Origin of the sequence: Micromonospora sp. NPDC048871 (assembly GCF_043198155.1) — a bacterium.
Taxonomy (GTDB): Bacteria; Actinomycetota; Actinomycetes; order Mycobacteriales; family Micromonosporaceae; genus Micromonospora.
This window is the reverse complement of sequence record NZ_JBICUM010000006.1, coordinates 162,555-177,718: the sequence shown is the minus strand read 5'-3', so window position 1 is coordinate 177,718 and position 15,164 is coordinate 162,555. Positions and strand designations below refer to the sequence as shown.

Here is a 15,164-nt window from a genome sequence, read left to right as displayed (position 1 = left end):
CCCGGTTCCGGCCGGGGCAACGGGCCCCGGCCGGTATCGGCGGCGCTCGCCTGCGGGGCGACCGATAGCATCACAGGGAGCCGAGATCGGCACCTACCGTCACATCTGCTGCGAGGAGTCTCCCGTGTCCGCACCCCGTACCCCCGCCGTGGCCGACCCCGTCGTCGTCGCCGCCGGGACGACGGCGGCCGACGCGGTGGCCGCCGCCGAACTGCCCACCAGTGGCCCGAAGGCGATCGTGGTGGTCCGCGACCCGCAGGGGATGCTGCGCGACCTGGACTGGAGCCCGGCCGAGGACACCGTCGTCGAGCCGGTCGCCCTCAACTCCCCGGACGGGCTGAACGTGCTGCGGCACTCGACCGCGCACGTCCTCGCCCAGGCGGTGCAGGACATCTTCCCGGAGGCCAAGCTCGGCATCGGCCCGCCGATCGACAACGGCTTCTACTACGACTTCTCGGTCGACAAGCCGTTCCAGCCGGACGACCTGGCCAAGCTCGAGAAGCGGATGCAGGAGATCATCAAGTCCGGGCAGCGGTTCCGGCGGCGCCGGTTCGACAGTCTGGACGAGGCCAAGACCGAGCTGGCCGCCGAGCCGTTCAAGCTGGAACTGATCGACGTCAAGGGTGAGGGGCTGGACTCCTCCGAGGTGATGGAGGTCGGCGGCGGCGAGCTGACCATCTACGACAACCTGGCCGCCACCGAGGACAAGGTCTGCTGGTCGGACCTGTGCCGGGGCCCGCACCTGCCGAACACCCGGCTGATCGGTGCGTTCAAGCTGATGCGTTCGGCCGCCGCGTACTGGCGGGGCAGTGAGAAGAATCCGCAGTTGCAGCGGGTGTACGGCACCGCCTGGCCGACCCGCGACGAGCTGAAGGCGTACCTGAAGCTGCTGGAGGAGGCCGCCCGGCGCGACCACCGCAAGCTCGGCGCGGACCTGGACCTGTTCAGCTTCCCGGACGAGCTGGGCTCCGGCCTGGCGGTCTTCCACCCCAAGGGCGGCATCATCCGTCGGGAGATGGAGAACTACTCGCGGCTCAAGCACGAGCAGGCCGGGTACGAGTTCGTCAACACCCCGCACATCACCAAGGGCCACCTGTACGAGGTCTCCGGGCACCTGGACTGGTACGCCGACGGCATGTTCCCCCCCATGGAGGTGGAGGGGGCCAGCTACTACCTCAAGCCGATGAACTGCCCGATGCACAACCTGATCTTCCGCTCCCGGGGGCGTTCCTACCGGGAACTGCCGCTGCGGATGTTCGAGTTCGGCACGGTCTACCGGTACGAGAAGTCCGGGGTGGTGCACGGCCTGACCCGGGTACGCGGCCTGACCCAGGACGACGCGCACATCTTCTGCACCCAGGAGCAGATGGCCGGCGAGCTGAAGTCGCTGCTGGCCTTCGTGCTGGAACTGCTGCGCGACTACGGCCTGGACGACTTCTACCTGGAGCTGTCCACCCGTAACCCGGAGAAGTCGGTCGGCACGGACGAGAACTGGGAGCGGGCCACCGAGGCCCTGCGCTCGGCGGCCGAGGAGTCCGGGCTGGCCCTGGTGCCGGACCCGGGCGGAGCGGCCTTCTACGGCCCGAAGATCTCCGTGCAGGTCAAGGACGCCATCGGCCGGACCTGGCAGATGTCCACCATCCAGGTCGACTTCAACCTGCCGGAGCGCTTCGGTCTGGAGTACCAGGCCGCGGACGGCACCCGGCAGCGGCCGGTGATGATCCACCGGGCCCTGTTCGGGTCGATCGAGCGGTTCTTCGGGGTGCTCACCGAGCACTACGCCGGTGCCTTCCCGGCCTGGCTGGCCCCGGTGCAGGTGGTCGGCATCCCGATCCGGGACGACCACGCGGACTACCTGCACGGCTTCGTCGCCGCGCTGCGCGCCGAGGGCATCCGGGCCCAGGTGGACTCCGGTGACGACCGGATGCAGAAGAAGATCCGTACCGCCCAGCAGCAGAAGATCCCCTTCATGGTGATCGCCGGGGACGACGACGTGGCCGCCGGCACGGTCTCCTTCCGCTACCGGGACGGCTCGCAGCGCAACGGGGTGCCGTTGACCGAGGCGGTGACCCACGTCCTGGACGTGGTCAAGTCCCGCACCAACATCGGCCCCTCGGCCGCCTGACCCGCCGCGACGGCGGCCCCCCGTTCGGTGGGGCCGCCGTCGCATGGGTGCCTCAGATCCCGCAGCTCGGTGCCGACCAGGACCGGCTGGGCGAGGTGCCCAGGTGGGTGTGGTCGTTGTGTCCGGGGTATCCCGGGCCGAGGATGTTGGTGAACCCGTGGTTGCGGGCCTGCTGGGCCAGCGCGCAGAAGGAGTGCGACCCGACCAGGTCGATCCCGTCGCCGTAGAGGTGTCGGCTGTTGCCGGCGCCGCCGACCGCGCTGTTGCAGGAGTAGCTGCGGAATCCGCTGCTCAAGTAGAGCGGGGCGTTGCCCATGGCCCGGCGCATCGCCTGGAGCTTCCACATCGAGACCAGGGCGTTGAACCGTGCCGTGCTGGCCGGGACCGCGCCGCCGGACCAGTCGCTGTTGCACCGGTTCCACTCGGCGTAGCTGAAGCTGACCGGGGTGCAGTCCGGGTCCTGCAGGGCGTAGATCTGGTTGAAGGTCTGCGCACCGGCCACCCCGTCGGCGGCCAGGCCGTAGGCCTGCTGGAAGCGGATCACCGCCGACCGGGTGGCGGGACCGTACGCCCCGTCCAGGGTGAGCACCGCGCCGTAGCCGGGGTAGCCGGAGACCCGGATCTGCAACTGGCGTACGTCCTCCCCGGTCATGCCGGAGGAGAGGGCTCGACCCCAGGTGTAGCAGGCGTCGGCCTGGGCGGGGGTGCCGGTGGCGGCCACCGCCGCCAGGCTGGCCAGCGCGGCCAGTACGCAGGCGGTGAGGGCACGCCCCAGACGGTGCCGGACGGTACGTCGTTCCACAGCCACTCCAAATCGACGATCTTCGAGGTGAGGGGACTGAAAGTTTTACCGATGTCGATGTAATCGTCAATAAATCCTGGTTTCCATCTGCGAACGGACCTCATCGCCGGCCGCGGTCACCGGATACCGCACGGTGCGGGTGGCGGACCGCCCCCACGCGGTACGTAGGATCGCCGTGTGACTGGGGCGGACGAGCAGCACACCGACAGGGACATGGCAGACGGGCTGGACCGGCTCTGGACCCCCCACCGGATGACCTACATCTCCGGTGAGGACCGGCCCGAGGGGGGCTACGAGAAGCCCTCCGGCTGCCCCTTCTGCCTGGCCCCCGGCCGAACCCAGGAGGAGAGCCTGGTGGTGGCCCGGGGGGAGCACGTCTTCGTGGTGCTCAACCTGTACCCGTACAACCCGGGCCACCTGCTGGTCTGCCCCTACCGGCACGTGGCCGACTACACCGACCTGGACGGGCCGGAGACCACCGAGTTGGCCTCCTTCACCCAGACCGCCATGCGGGTGATCCGCAAGGTCAGCAACGCCCACGGCTTCAACCTGGGGATGAACCAGGGCGGGGTGGCCGGCGCGGGCATCGCCGCCCACCTGCACCAGCACGTCGTGCCCCGATGGGGCGGCGACGCCAACTTCATGCCGGTGATCGGCCGCACCAAGGTCCTGCCGCAGTTGCTCGGTGACACCCGCGACCTGCTCCTGCGCGCCTGGCCCAGCTGAGCAGGCCGTATCGCACGGTGAAGCGGTTCAGGTGAGCCGCGCCAGCGGACCGGTGCGCTCACACCGAAGACCGCGGCACGTGGGACAGATCAGGGGTACGCCGGCAGCGGATTGCGTAGGTAGCCGCGCTGAACTTCGACGTATCGGCGGATGATGGTCCAGCGATGGTCAGTGGAGTGCGAAGTCAGGGAAGTTCTCCAGGCCAGCTTCGGTGGGTTGGTCATTGAGGATGTCATCGACGGCTTCCAACAACTGCGCTGTGCCGTGGACGACGTAGACACCGGGCTTTTCGGCGAACGCCTTGGCCCAGTCGCACTGCATGACCTGATTCGTGAGAACCACGGGGCGGCCGTGCTGGAGGGCGAGTCGGGCCTGAATGCGCGCTCCGCTGGTCTCGCCTGCCTCAACGACAACAGTGGCGACTGCATATCCGCTCATGACGGCGTTGCGCATGGGGAAACTCTGGCGGCTCGGCGGGGCATCGGGCCAGAACTGGGAGATCACCAACCCGACGTCGGCGATGTGGTCCTGGAGGCGTTGGTTGTCTGCGGGGTAGTGCCGGCGGATTCCGGTGCCGATGACGGCGACGGTGCGTCCTCCCGCCTCCAGGGCGGCGGTGTGTGCGGCAGTGTCGATGCCGGCGGCGAGCCCGCTGACCACGGTCACCCCACGTCCCGCCAGGGTGGTGGCGACCGCTTGGGCGATGCGTAGTCCGTCCCTGCTTGCCTTGCGGCTGCCGACGACGGCGACCGCCCGGTCATAGACCCGTAGGTCGCCTCGGCTGAACAGGAGTGGTGGCATCTCACGGATGCCGAGCAGTTGGGCGGGATAGGTGGCGTCGAAGAAGGCGTGGACGCCCCTTCCCGCTGCCAGTCGGCGATCTCGGCGGCGGCAGCGTCGACCAGTTTGGCCGTCGAATCCGTGTCTGGGAAGAGGGTGTCAGATTGGCCGACTGTGCGGTCGAGGACGGCCTTGGCGCTGCCGTTCTCCTGGATGTCCAGGGCCGTCTCCGACCAGCGAGCCTGGGGACGGCGGAGGAGGGCCACCAGGGCGGCCCGCTCGATCGTCGCTGTCATCGACGGCTCAGTCATCAGTCGGTGGTTCGGCGGGGACCAGGAGTTGGGTGCCGGACCAGTTGATGTCGTCGTCCGCGATGGATCTGTGGGGTTCGTCGTCCTCGTCGAGGGTGGAGTAGCTCGCGTAGTAGCGCCCGAAGCCGTAGCCGCCGGTCGCCAGGGTGGCCAGCGCCCACCGCCGGAGCTGGTCGCGCAGCGTGTCGGGATCACGCTCACCGGCCGGCACCTGGATGATTCCGAGCAGGTCGTACCGCTCGTCGCGGGTGCCCGGGTCGACCACCCGGCAGAGCGACAGGGCGTACCGCACCTCCGGCTCCCGGGATATCCACATGACCGCACTCGACATGCCGCCTCCTCCCACTCGTTGTCCGAAACTTAGATGAGGATGCACCTGACAAAGCTTGATATCAAGTGTCACGACGAGAATACTGGGAGCCATCCTCGTCGGAGTGGGAGGTCGTAGATGTCCGTGCCGTCCGCAAGGCCCTCGGGTGTGCGTCAGTCGCCGGTCCAGCCAGGACAGTCGCCGGTCGTGCAGGCGTGGGAGCTGGGAATGCGGCTACGCCAGCGCCGCGAGGAGGTCGGTCTGACCGCAGCGGCGGCTGGTCGCGCCATCGGCATCATCCAGGCGTACGTCTCGGGAGTGGAGTCGGGACGGGTGAAGCTCCCTGCCTCCCGCCTCGCTCGGATCATCGAGGTCTACGAACTGGAGCCGGAGGAGGCGGCCGAGCTGGAGGAGCTGCGCCTGGGCGCCAGTCGACGCGCGTGGTGGCACGAGTACGGCCAGCTCTTTCCGGCCGAGTTCATCCGCTTCCTCGGCTACGAGGCCGGTGCCGAGCACATCCGCTTCTACGACAACGAGCTGGTGCACGGCCTGTTGCAGACCGAGCAGTACGCCCGAGCGGTCATCGCCGGAGGGACGACGACCATCCGCCTGACCGAGGTGGAGCGGCGGGTGACGGCGCGGATGGCCAGGCAGGCGCGACTGCACACCGAGAACCCGCTCCGAATGACGGCGCTGCTCGGCGAGGGCGCACTACGCCAGCAGGTCGGCGGCTCGGCCGTGATGAGCGAGCAGCTTGACCACCTGGTGCGGCTGGCGGTCGAGCGACCAGAGCAGTTCGAGATCCGCGTGCTGCCCTTCGCCGCCGGAGCGCACCCGGCGCTGGGCGGCTCCTTCCAGATCCTGTCGTTTCCGTCTCCCCGGCTGCCCGACCTGGTCTGGCAGGAGGTGCTGACCTCCATCGACATCATCGACCAGTCCACCCGGGTCACCGACTATCAGGTCACCTTCGCCGAGGCGCGCGAGCGGGCGTTAGGCTCGGAAGACTCGCTCGACCTGATCCGCCAGATCGCCAAGGAGATGACGTGACCTCGTCGTACAGCTCCGGGGAGGGCTGGTTCAAGTCCTCCCGTAGCTCCAACAATGCCAACTGCGTCGAGGTGCGGTTCGGTGGCGGTGCGGTGGATGTCCGCGACACCAAGGACCGCAGCGGCCCGATGCTCACCTTCGACGCCTCCGCCTGGGCCGGTTTCCTGACCGGGCTCAAGGCCGACTCAGCGGGCTAGCCCGGCCGTCCTGGACCCTCCGCCCTCTCCGGTTCCGGCGGTCAGCACGGCAGCCGTCGCTGGTCGGACTGCCCTCCCCCGGAGGACCGGGGTGGCGTCAGATGGATGCCGGGAAGTTCGCCTTGGCTGCCTTACCGACCAGAGCGGTCAGGGTGGCATCCACCCCGGCACCGACGAGGCCACCGGCGATCGGGATGCCCTTGGCCAAGGTGATCACGGACCGCTGCGTCCCGTACTTGGCGAGGAGCGCGAAGCCGACTCGCGCGTTGATCTGTCGGATGGCAGTGACCGGGATCGCCTTGATCATTTGCGCGGTCAGCTTCGTTCCGATCTTGACCCCGACCCCGTGGAGGCTGCTCGCCAGCGTCCCGCCTGCCGTGGTGAGCATGATGATGGTCTGGACGTGCGGGTCCGAGATGTCGTAGCCCCGCAGGTGCGCGATCGACCCGACGAGTCGAGCGTTGATCACCAGTGACCCGGCGATGTTCGCGGGGATCGTGACGGGCATGGCCACGAAACCGCCCAGGCCAGTGACGAACCCGTTCGTCGAAGAGGCTGCCACCGACTCCATGATCAGTCGATCGATCACCCGCTCGACTGCTGCTTCCCGCGCCTTACCGTCCAGGGCTTGGCCGTCGGAGTCGATGATCGAGCCCTCTGTGGCCGGGAGGGCCTTGCTGAGCCGGTCCTGTGCATAGGTGACCGATCCGGTGATCGGGCCGACCCCATCTCGGACGACCTTGACCGTCATGTCCTGGAAGAAGCGAACCATGGCATTGGACTTGTCCTCACCACGTTCGCCCGGGTCGCCTTCGTTCGCTTCCATGATTCTCCGTTTCACTGGCTAGAAAGAGAGCGTCGGTCGGGTGAAGGTGCAGAGTAGAGGACCGTCCATAGAAGATCTACATAAGACGGATGTCCGACGCCGGCCACTCGCCGTGGCCGAACCGGGTGCTTTCCGCGGCGGATTGATCCGTGCGGCCCGGTCCCTCGTACGGATGATCGTGATGAATATCTGCCCAGCACCGCCCTGGGGATGGCACGATGCGCCGGTGGCGGAGTCGAGACGGACGCTGGGTCGCAGCGGCATCGGGGTCAGCGCCCTGGGCATGGGCTGCTGGGCGATAGCCGGTCCCTGGGCGGAGGGGCGTACCCCCCTGGGCTGGGGGGCGGTCGACGACGCCGAGTCGGTACGGGCGATCCGCCGGGCCCTGGACCTGGGGGTGACCCTGTTCGACACCGCGGACACCTACGGCGCCGGGCACGGCGAGCGCCTCCTGGGGCGGGCCCTGGCCCGGCGGCGCGACGGAGCCGTGATCGCCACCAAGTGGGGCTACACCTTCGACGAGCAGACCCGACAGGCCACCGGTACGGACCCCTCACCGGCCTACCTGCACCGGGCCGTACGGGCCTCGCTGCGGCGGCTGGGCACCGACCGGATCGACCTGTATCAACTGCACCTGGCCGACCTGCCGGTGGCCCGGGCCCAGGAGCTGATCGGCACCCTGGAGGAGCTGGTCACCGAGGGCCTGATCCGGGCGTACGGCTGGAGCACCGACCGCACCGACCGGGCCGCCGCCCTCGGCGACGCCCCGCACGCCGCCGCCGTGCAGCACAGCCTGTCGGTGCTGCGCGACGCCCCGGAACTGCTCGACCTGTGCGAGAAGTACGACCTGGCCAGCGTCAACCGGGGGCCGCTGGGCATGGGGCTGCTCACCGGCAAGTACCACCCCGCCTCGATCCTGCCCCACGACGACATCCGGGGTATGACCTCAGGCTGGTTGGAGTGGTTCCGGGGTGGTCGTCCCGCCCCGGAGTGGCTGCGCCGGGTGCAGGCCGTCCGGGAGGCGTTGACCGCCGACGGCCGTACCCTGGCCCAGGGGGCGCTGGGTTGGATCTGGGCCCGCAGCGACCGGACCATCCCGATCCCAGGCTGCCGCACGGTGGCCCAGGTCGAGGAGAACGCCGCCGCGCTGACCCTGGGCCCACTCACCCCGGACCACTTCGCCGAGGTCGAACACCGACTGGCCGCCCTGCGCGCCGCCGCCCTGCGGGCCGCCGACCGCCCCTACTGGCCCAGCCCGATGCTCCCCACCGCCCGCCCCTGACCGTCCCGGCCCTCGGCCCGGCCCTCGGGCGGGCGGCCCTAACCGGGGTACGCCCGCCACCCGGCCTCAGGCGTGCTCCTTGCGGACCTGGTCCGCCAGGTGCTCCGGCATGGGGTCGTACCGCACGAAGTGGCGGCGGAAGGTGCCCGCCCCGGCGGTCAACGCCCGCAGTTCGACGGCGTAGCGCAGCAGCTCCGTGGCGGGCACCTCGGCCCGGACCAGGCTGCGCCCCTCGGCCTGCGGGTCCGGTTCCGTGCCGAGCACCCGGCCCCGACGGCCGGACAGGTCACCCAGCACGGTGCCCACGCTGCCGTCCGGCACCCGCACGGTCACCTCGTCGACCGGCTCCAGCAGCACCGGTCGGCCCTTGCCGGCGGCGTCGCGCAGGGCCAGGGCCCCGGCGGTCTGGAAGGCCGCGTCGGAGGAGTCGACACTGTGCGCCTTGCCGTCGACCAGGGTCACCCGCAGGTCCACCACGGGGTGTCCGGCGAGCAGGCCGCGTTCCATCTGGGCGCGTACCCCCTTCTCCACCGAGGGGATGTAGTTGTGCGGGACCGCCCCGCCGACCACCCGGTCGACGAACTCGAAGCCGGCGCCCCGGGGCAGCGGCTCCACCTCGATGTCGCAGACCGCGTACTGGCCGTGCCCGCCGGACTGCTTGACATGCCGGCCGTGCCCGGCCGCCGGTGCGGTCAGGGTCTCCCGCAGCGCCACCTTGACCGGCTCGGTGTCCAGCTCCACCCCGCCGGCGCGCAGCCGGTCCAGGACCACGTCAGCGTGCGCCTCGCCCATGCACCAGAGCACCAGTTGATGGGTCTGCGGGTTGCGTTCCAGCCGCATCGTCGGGTCGCCGGCCACCAGGCGGCCCAGGTTGCGGGCCAGTGCGTCCTCATCCGAGCGGGTCCGGGCCACGATCGCCACCGGCAGCAGCGGCTCCGGCATCTCCCACGGGGCGATCAGCAGGGGGTCCTCCTTGGCGGAGATGGTGTCCCCGGTCTCCGCGCTGCCGGACTTGGTGATCGCGCAGATGTCCCCGGCCACCGCCGCACCGACCTCACGCAGGGTGGCGCCCAGCGGGCTGTAGAGGTGCGCGACCCGCTCGTCGGCGTCGTGGTCGGGGTGGCCGCGTTCGGCCAGCCCGTGCCCGGCGATGTGCACCGTCTGGTCCGGGCGCAGGGTGCCGGAGAAGACCCGCACCACGCAGACCCGGCCGACATGCCGGTCGATGGTGGTCTTGACCACCTCGGCGACCAGGGGACCCTCCGGGTCGCAGGTCAGCGGCGGCCGGGGGGAGCCGTCCACCCCGGTGACCGCGGGCAGGGTGTGCTCCAGCGGCGAGGGGAAACCGGCGGTGAGCACCTCCAGCAGGGCGTCCACCCCTACCCCGGTGGCCGCGCAGACCGGTACCACCGGGTAGAAGTGGCCCCGGGCCACGGCCTTCTCCAGGTCCTCGACCAGGACGGCGGGGTCGATCTCCTCCCCGGCCAGGTACCGGTCCATCAGGGTCTCGTCCTCGCTCTCGGCGATGATCCCCTCGATGAGTTCGTCCCGGGACTCCGTGATGGCCGGCAGGTGCTCCGGGTCGGGCTCACGCACCTGGGCGGGCAGCCCCTCCGTGTAGTCGAAGACCCGCCGGGTGATCAGCCCCAGCAGGCCGGCGGTGGAGACCCCGTCATCGCCGAGCATCGGCAGGTACAGCGGCAGCACGTTGTCGCCGAAGACCCGCTGGCACAGCGCCACCGCCTCGTCGAAGTCGGCGCGGGGGTGATCCAGCCGGGCCACCGCCACCGCCCGGGGCATGTCGACCGCGGCGCACTCCTCCCACAGGGCGGCGGTGGCGGCGTCCATCCCGTCCACCGCGGAGACCACGAACAGGGCGGCGTCGGCGGCCCGCAGCCCGGCCCGCAACTCGCCGATGAAGTCGGCGTACCCGGGGGTGTCCAGCAGGTTGACCTTGATGCCGTCGTGCATCAGCGGCGCACAGGCCAGGGCGACCGACCGCTGCTGGCGTACGGCCGCGGGGTCGTGGTCGCAGACCGTGGTGCCCTCGGCGACCGAACCGGCGCGGGAGATGGTGCCGGTGGCCGCCAGCAGCGCCTCGACCAGGGTGGTCTTGCCCGCACCGGAGTGCCCGACGAGCACCACGTTGCGAATCTTCGCCGGGTCCGTCACCACCGGCACCCCGGTGGCGTGCTTGTCCTGACTCTTCTGCGCCATCGGGCGCACCTCCCTCAGCCGGTGGTGGCGACCGCCGCGCGCGACGGGATGCGGCCCGGACGGGGTACCGCGGCGATCATCCTCCGGTGGTTCGCCCCGGACCGGGCAGTCAACGGGCGGTCGGGTGAGCTGGGTCACCCTCCCCCCCTCGATCCCACACCCGATGGCCGACCGGCACAACCCTCTTGGCTAGGACCGGCGTTGTTGCCGTCGCCGGGCCGACCGTTATCGTGGGACCGCCATGGCGAAGATCTTCCAAGTGTCGGTCCGCGCGGGGATGACCCGCGTCGTCGAGCCGATTGCCCGCCGCCTCCTGCGCGCGGGCGTGTCCCCCAACGCGGTCACCGTCGCGGGCACCGTAGGGGTGCTCGTCGGCGCCCTCGGCTTCGGCGCCCGCGGCCACCTGGTCGCCGGTGCGCTGATCGTGACGGTCTTCGCGCTCACCGACATGCTCGACGGGACGATGGCCCGGATGAGTGGCGGATCCACCCGATTCGGCGCGTTCCTGGACTCCAGCATGGATCGGGTGGCAGACAGCGCGGTGTTCGGCGCGGTCGCGTTCTACCTGGCCGGGCAGGGGGACCGCGCCGGCACGGCCGCCGCGTTGATCTGCCTGGCCGCCGGTGGACTCGTCTCGTACGTCAAGGCCCGCGCCGAAGGGCTCGGCATGAGCGGCAACGTCGGCATCGCCGAACGCACCGAGCGGTTGCTGATCGTCGGGATCGGTGGCCTGCTCGCCGAACTGGTCCACCCGGTGGCCCTGCCGATCGCCCTGTGGCTGCTGGCGGCGGTGTCCCTGTTCACCGTGGGGCAGCGGATGCGGTTCGTCTACCGGCAGGCCCAGCAGGTCGACGTGCCGGGCGGCCAGGGGTGAGCGGCACAGCCCGACCCCGGGGGTGCCGGTGAATCTCACCGAACTCGGCTACGTCGCCGGCTGGCGACTGGTCCGGGCCCTGCCCCGCCCGGTGGCCGCGGCGGCCTTCAACGCCGGTGCCGACCGGGCCCACCGTCGTCGGGGCGCCGGCGTCACCCGGCTGCGGGCCAACCTGCGCCGGGTGGTCGGCCCGGAGCTGCCCGAGGCCGAACTGGACGACCTGGTCCGCGCGGGCCTGCGGTCGTACGCCCGCTACTGGATGGAGGCCTTCCGGCTGCCCTCGCTGAGCCGGGAGCAGGTGCTGTCCACCTTCCGGCTGGACGGCGCCGAGCTGCTCGCCGCCGACGTGGCCGCCGGACGGGGTGCGGTGGTGGCCCTGCCACACGCCGGCAACTGGGACCTGGCCGGGGCCTGGGTGGTGGCCAACGGCTGGCCGCTGTCCACGGTCGCCGAGCGGCTCAAGCCGGAGGCGGTCTACCAGCGGTTCGTGGCCTTCCGGGAAGGGCTGGGCATGGAGATCCTGCCCACCACCGGTGGTCACCGGCCACCCCTGGACGTGCTGACCGACCGGCTCAACGCCGGGGCGGTGGTGCCGCTGCTGGCCGACCGGGACCTGTCCGCCCGCGGGGTGGAGGTCAGTTTCTTCGGCGGCCGGACCCGGATGCCGGCCGGTCCGGCTCTGCTGGCGTTGCGCACCGGAGCGCCGCTGTATGTGGCCTCGTTGTGGTACGAACCGGATGCGGCCCGCGCGGCGATCGAGGGTCCGCTGCCGGTGCCGGGTCCGGAAGAAGGCGCCCTGGACACCCGGGTCCGGTCGCTGACCCAGCTGATCGCCGACGGTCTGGCGGCGGGCATCGCGCGGCATCCGCAAGACTGGCATATGTTGCAGCGGATGTGGCTGGACTGAGGGGACGGGCGCAATGCGGATCGGCATCGTCTGTCCGTACTCCTTCGATGTGCCGGGCGGGGTGCAGAACCACGTCATGGACCTCGCCGAGGCGTTGATCGGGCTCGGCCACGAGGTGAGCGTGCTCGCCCCGGCGGACGAGGACGTCCCCCTGCCGTCGTACGTGGTCTCGGCCGGTAGGTCGGTGCCGCTGCCGTACAACGGCTCGGTGGCCCGGATCGCCTTCGGCCCGGTCTCCACCGCCCGGGTCCGCCGGTGGATCACCCGGGGCGACTTCGACGTGCTGCACGTGCACGAGCCGCTGACCCTGAGCATCTCCATGCTCGCGGTGCTCTCCGCCCGCGGGCCGGTGGTGGCCACCTTCCACACCGCGATGACCCGGTCCCGGGTGCTGTCGGCCGCCCAGGGGGCCCTGCAGATCGTGCTGGAACGGATCACCGCCCGGATCGCGGTGAGTGCCCTGGCCCGCAAGGTGCAGGTGGAGCACCTCGACGGCGGTGCGGTGGAGATCCCCAACGGGGTGGCGGTGGCCAAGTTCGCCGGAATGCCCCCGCTGCCCGGCTGGCCGGGGGAGTGCGGCCCGGGTAGCGGCGGCACCCTGGGCTTCCTGGGCCGGTTCACCGAGTCCCGCAAGGGCTTCCCGATCCTGCGGGACGCCTTCGTCGAGCTGGCCCCCCGGCGACCCGGGCTGCGCCTGCTGGTCGCCGGCCCCGGCGACCCGGACGACCTGTTCGACCGGTTTCCCCCCGAGCTTCGGGACCGGGTCACCTTCCTGGGGCTGGTGCCCGAGGCGGAGAAGGCCCGGATGCTGCGCAGCGTGCACCTCTACGTGGCGCCGAACACCGGGGGCGAGTCCTTCGGCATGATCCTCACCGAGGCGTTGGCCGCCGGTACCACCGTGGTCGCCAGCGACCTGGACGCCTTCCGCCGGGTGCTGGACAACGGACGGGCCGGACGGTTGTTCCCCACCGGTGACGCCGCCGCCCTGGGCCGTACCCTCGCCGAACTGCTGGACGATCCGGCCGCCCGGGCGGAGTTGACCGCCTGCGGCGACCAGGTGGTGGCGAATTTCGACTGGCCCGTGGTTGCCCGCCGGGTTCTGGAGGTATACGCAGCAGCGATCGAGGCGACCGACGGGCGGGTGATCGACCAGGAGTGGGTGGGACTGGACTGACCGGGAGGAACGGGAGCAGCACTACGATGCCGGGCATGTGGTGGGTGGTGGGGGCGACGGTGGTCGTCGCCCTGGTGGCGACGTACCTGATCTGGACCGCCGGTCGGGTCGAGCGCCTGCAGGCTCGTGCGGAGCTGGCGGCCCGTGCCCTGGACGCCCACCTGCTGCGCCGCGCCGCCGCCGCCGCGGTGCTGGCCGAACGCCGCTACGGCGTCGAGTTGTACGCGGCGGCCCGCATCGCCCTGGACGCCGAGCCCCAGGAGCGGGAGGCGGCCGAGAACGACCTGACCCGGCAACTGCGGGCGGTCCAACTGGACCCGGCCGACCCGGACTGCGAGGCGGTCATCGCGGCCAGCCGGCGACTCGCCCTGGCCCGCCAGGTGCACACCGACCTGGTCCGCGACGCCCGTACCGCGCGCAGCCGCCGCCTGGTGCGCCTGTTCCGGATGGGACGACGGCACACCTGGCCGCGCTACTTCGACATCGACGACCCGACCCTCACCGTGCCGATCGTGGACGTCTCCCCCCGCTGACCAGGGCCGTCGTGGGTGACGGGGGCCACATTCCAGGCCACCGGCGCTGCGATTGGCTGTCGGAAACGGCGCCGCCGCGGCCATAGCATTCCGCTGCCCCCACCCGCGCGCCTCAAGGAGCGATCAGCCGTGACTTCCCCGAATCCCAGCGCCACCAGTTCGGCCGTCGGCACCGCCCGCGTCAAGCGGGGGATGGCCGAGATGCTCAAGGGTGGCGTGATCATGGACGTGGTGACGCCCGAGCAGGCGAAGATCGCCGAGGACGCCGGAGCGGTAGCGGTGATGGCGCTGGAGCGGGTACCCGCCGACATCCGCGCCCAGGGCGGGGTCTCCCGGATGAGCGACCCGGACATGATCGACGGGATCATCAACGCGGTCTCCATCCCGGTGATGGCCAAGGCCCGCATCGGTCACTTCGTCGAGGCCCAGATCCTCCAGGCTCTCGGTGTCGACTACGTCGACGAGTCCGAGGTGCTCACCCCGGCCGACTACGCCAACCACATCGACAAGTGGGCCTTCACGGTCCCCTTCGTCTGCGGGGCGACCAACCTGGGCGAGGCGCTGCGCCGGATCACCGAGGGCGCTGCCATGATCCGCTCCAAGGGGGAGGCCGGCACCGGGGACGTCTCCAACGCCACCACCCACATGCGCAAGATCCGCCAGGAGATCCGTCGACTGTCCACGCTGCCCACCGATGAGCTGTTCGTCGCGGCCAAGGAGTTGCAGGCCCCGTACGAGCTGGTCAAGGAGGTGGCCGAGACCGGCAAGCTGCCGGTGGTGCTGTTCACCGCCGGTGGCATCGCCACCCCGGCCGACGCGGCGATGATGATGCAGCTCGGGGCGGAGGGGGTCTTCGTCGGCTCCGGCATCTTCAAGTCCGGCAACCCGGCCCAGCGGGCCGCCGCGATCGTCAAGGCGACCACCTTCCACGACGACCCGGAGATGCTGGCCAAGATCTCCCGGGGGCTCGGTGAGGCGATGGTCGGCATCAATGTCGACGACATCCCCGTCCCGCACCGCCTGGCCGACCGCGGCTGGTGAGGTGCAAGGAAG

At 70.8% G+C, this 15,164-nt stretch carries 15 protein-coding genes; 10 read left to right on the top strand and 5 right to left on the bottom strand.

What is annotated here, in order from left to right:
* Window positions 1-124 precede the first annotated feature (124 nt).
* Window positions 125-2,125 (top strand): threonine--tRNA ligase, encoded by a 2,001-nt coding sequence (gene thrS, locus ACGFIK_RS16235; protein ID WP_327026832.1) that lies wholly within the window; start codon window positions 125-127, stop codon window positions 2,123-2,125.
* A 52-nt stretch (window positions 2,126-2,177) separates the two neighbouring features.
* Here the strand turns inward: thrS and ACGFIK_RS16230 are convergent, their stop codons facing one another.
* On the bottom strand, window positions 2,178-2,927 hold the full coding sequence (locus ACGFIK_RS16230; protein ID WP_327026831.1) for a D-Ala-D-Ala carboxypeptidase family metallohydrolase: 750 nt from the start codon (window positions 2,925-2,927) through the stop codon (window positions 2,178-2,180).
* A gap of 213 nt (window positions 2,928-3,140) precedes the next feature.
* On the opposite strand from ACGFIK_RS16230, the gene ACGFIK_RS16225 reads away from it, so the two are divergent.
* Window positions 3,141-3,653 carry an HIT domain-containing protein gene (locus ACGFIK_RS16225; RefSeq protein ID WP_327027172.1) on the top strand — a complete coding sequence of 171 codons (513 nt, stop codon included), beginning with the start codon at window positions 3,141-3,143 and terminating at the stop codon, window positions 3,651-3,653.
* Between the two features lie 168 nt (window positions 3,654-3,821).
* Here the strand turns inward: ACGFIK_RS16225 and ACGFIK_RS16220 are convergent, their stop codons facing one another.
* Window positions 3,822-4,454, bottom strand: a complete 633-nt coding sequence (locus tag ACGFIK_RS16220) for a DNA-processing protein DprA (RefSeq protein WP_327026830.1) — start codon at window positions 4,452-4,454, stop codon at window positions 3,822-3,824.
* 282 nt (window positions 4,455-4,736) lie between these two features.
* On the bottom strand, window positions 4,737-5,075 hold the full coding sequence (locus ACGFIK_RS16215; protein WP_327026829.1) for a hypothetical protein: 339 nt from the start codon (window positions 5,073-5,075) through the stop codon (window positions 4,737-4,739).
* A gap of 186 nt (window positions 5,076-5,261) precedes the next feature.
* Between ACGFIK_RS16215 and ACGFIK_RS16210 the strand changes: the two genes are divergently transcribed.
* Together ACGFIK_RS16210 and ACGFIK_RS16205 are read left to right on the top strand one after the other, a co-directional pair.
* Window positions 5,262-6,101 (top strand): DUF5753 domain-containing protein, encoded by an 840-nt coding sequence (locus tag ACGFIK_RS16210; RefSeq protein WP_327026828.1) that lies wholly within the window; start codon window positions 5,262-5,264, stop codon window positions 6,099-6,101.
* Window positions 6,098-6,298, top strand: coding sequence for a DUF397 domain-containing protein (locus tag ACGFIK_RS16205; RefSeq protein ID WP_327026827.1), 201 nt, complete (start codon window positions 6,098-6,100; stop codon window positions 6,296-6,298). Before ACGFIK_RS16210 ends, ACGFIK_RS16205 begins: the two co-directional genes overlap by 4 nt.
* Before the next feature lie 97 nt (window positions 6,299-6,395).
* On the opposite strand, the gene ACGFIK_RS16200 is transcribed toward ACGFIK_RS16205, so the two are convergent.
* Window positions 6,396-7,124 (bottom strand): EcsC family protein, encoded by a 729-nt coding sequence (locus ACGFIK_RS16200; RefSeq protein WP_327026826.1) that lies wholly within the window; start codon window positions 7,122-7,124, stop codon window positions 6,396-6,398.
* Between the two features lie 283 nt (window positions 7,125-7,407).
* On the opposite strand from ACGFIK_RS16200, the gene ACGFIK_RS16195 reads away from it, so the two are divergent.
* Complete coding sequence (locus ACGFIK_RS16195) at window positions 7,408-8,406, top strand: aldo/keto reductase (RefSeq protein ID WP_327027171.1); 999 nt, start codon at window positions 7,408-7,410, stop codon at window positions 8,404-8,406.
* 66 nt (window positions 8,407-8,472) lie between these two features.
* Here the strand turns inward: ACGFIK_RS16195 and ACGFIK_RS16190 are convergent, their stop codons facing one another.
* Complete coding sequence (locus ACGFIK_RS16190; protein ID WP_327026825.1) at window positions 8,473-10,623, bottom strand: elongation factor G-like protein EF-G2; 2,151 nt, start codon at window positions 10,621-10,623, stop codon at window positions 8,473-8,475.
* Window positions 10,624-10,864: 241 nt separating this feature from the next.
* Here ACGFIK_RS16190 and pgsA point away from each other — a divergent pair, with 241 nt between their 5' ends.
* The 5 genes from pgsA to pdxS all read left to right on the top strand — a co-directional run bounded on the left by pgsA (window position 10,865) and on the right by pdxS (window position 15,152).
* A complete protein-coding gene (gene pgsA, locus ACGFIK_RS16185) occupies window positions 10,865-11,497 on the top strand; it encodes a phosphatidylinositol phosphate synthase (protein ID WP_327026824.1) in 633 nt (210 codons plus the stop codon).
* Between the two features lie 28 nt (window positions 11,498-11,525).
* A complete protein-coding gene (locus ACGFIK_RS16180) occupies window positions 11,526-12,404 on the top strand; it encodes a phosphatidylinositol mannoside acyltransferase (protein ID WP_327026823.1) in 879 nt (292 codons plus the stop codon).
* 13 nt (window positions 12,405-12,417) lie between these two features.
* On the top strand, window positions 12,418-13,578 hold the full coding sequence (locus ACGFIK_RS16175; protein ID WP_327026822.1) for a glycosyltransferase family 4 protein: 1,161 nt from the start codon (window positions 12,418-12,420) through the stop codon (window positions 13,576-13,578).
* A 26-nt stretch (window positions 13,579-13,604) separates the two neighbouring features.
* Window positions 13,605-14,111, top strand: a complete 507-nt coding sequence (locus ACGFIK_RS16170; protein WP_327026821.1) for a hypothetical protein — start codon at window positions 13,605-13,607, stop codon at window positions 14,109-14,111.
* A 129-nt stretch (window positions 14,112-14,240) separates the two neighbouring features.
* Window positions 14,241-15,152, top strand: coding sequence for a pyridoxal 5'-phosphate synthase lyase subunit PdxS (gene pdxS / locus ACGFIK_RS16165; RefSeq protein ID WP_327026820.1), 912 nt, complete (start codon window positions 14,241-14,243; stop codon window positions 15,150-15,152).
* Window positions 15,153-15,164: the final 12 nt, after the last annotated feature.

Bases quoted from the DNA above. Each gene is read 5' to 3' on its own strand.
- ACGFIK_RS16225 (WP_327027172.1), top strand. From the start codon at position 3,141: ATGGCAGACGGGCTGGACCGGCTCTGGACCCCCCACCGGATGACCTAC.
- ACGFIK_RS16220 (WP_327026830.1), bottom strand. From the start codon at position 4,454: ATGCCACCACTCCTGTTCAGCCGAGGCGACCTACGGGTCTATGACCGG.
- ACGFIK_RS16215 (WP_327026829.1), bottom strand. From the start codon at position 5,075: ATGTCGAGTGCGGTCATGTGGATATCCCGGGAGCCGGAGGTGCGGTAC.
- ACGFIK_RS16200 (WP_327026826.1), bottom strand. From the start codon at position 7,124: ATGGAAGCGAACGAAGGCGACCCGGGCGAACGTGGTGAGGACAAGTCC.
- ACGFIK_RS16195 (WP_327027171.1), top strand. From the start codon at position 7,408: ATGGGCTGCTGGGCGATAGCCGGTCCCTGGGCGGAGGGGCGTACCCCC.
- ACGFIK_RS16190 (WP_327026825.1), bottom strand. From the start codon at position 10,623: ATGGCGCAGAAGAGTCAGGACAAGCACGCCACCGGGGTGCCGGTGGTG.
- pgsA (WP_327026824.1), top strand. From the start codon at position 10,865: ATGGCGAAGATCTTCCAAGTGTCGGTCCGCGCGGGGATGACCCGCGTC.
- ACGFIK_RS16175 (WP_327026822.1), top strand. From the start codon at position 12,418: ATGCGGATCGGCATCGTCTGTCCGTACTCCTTCGATGTGCCGGGCGGG.
- ACGFIK_RS16170 (WP_327026821.1), top strand. From the start codon at position 13,605: ATGCCGGGCATGTGGTGGGTGGTGGGGGCGACGGTGGTCGTCGCCCTG.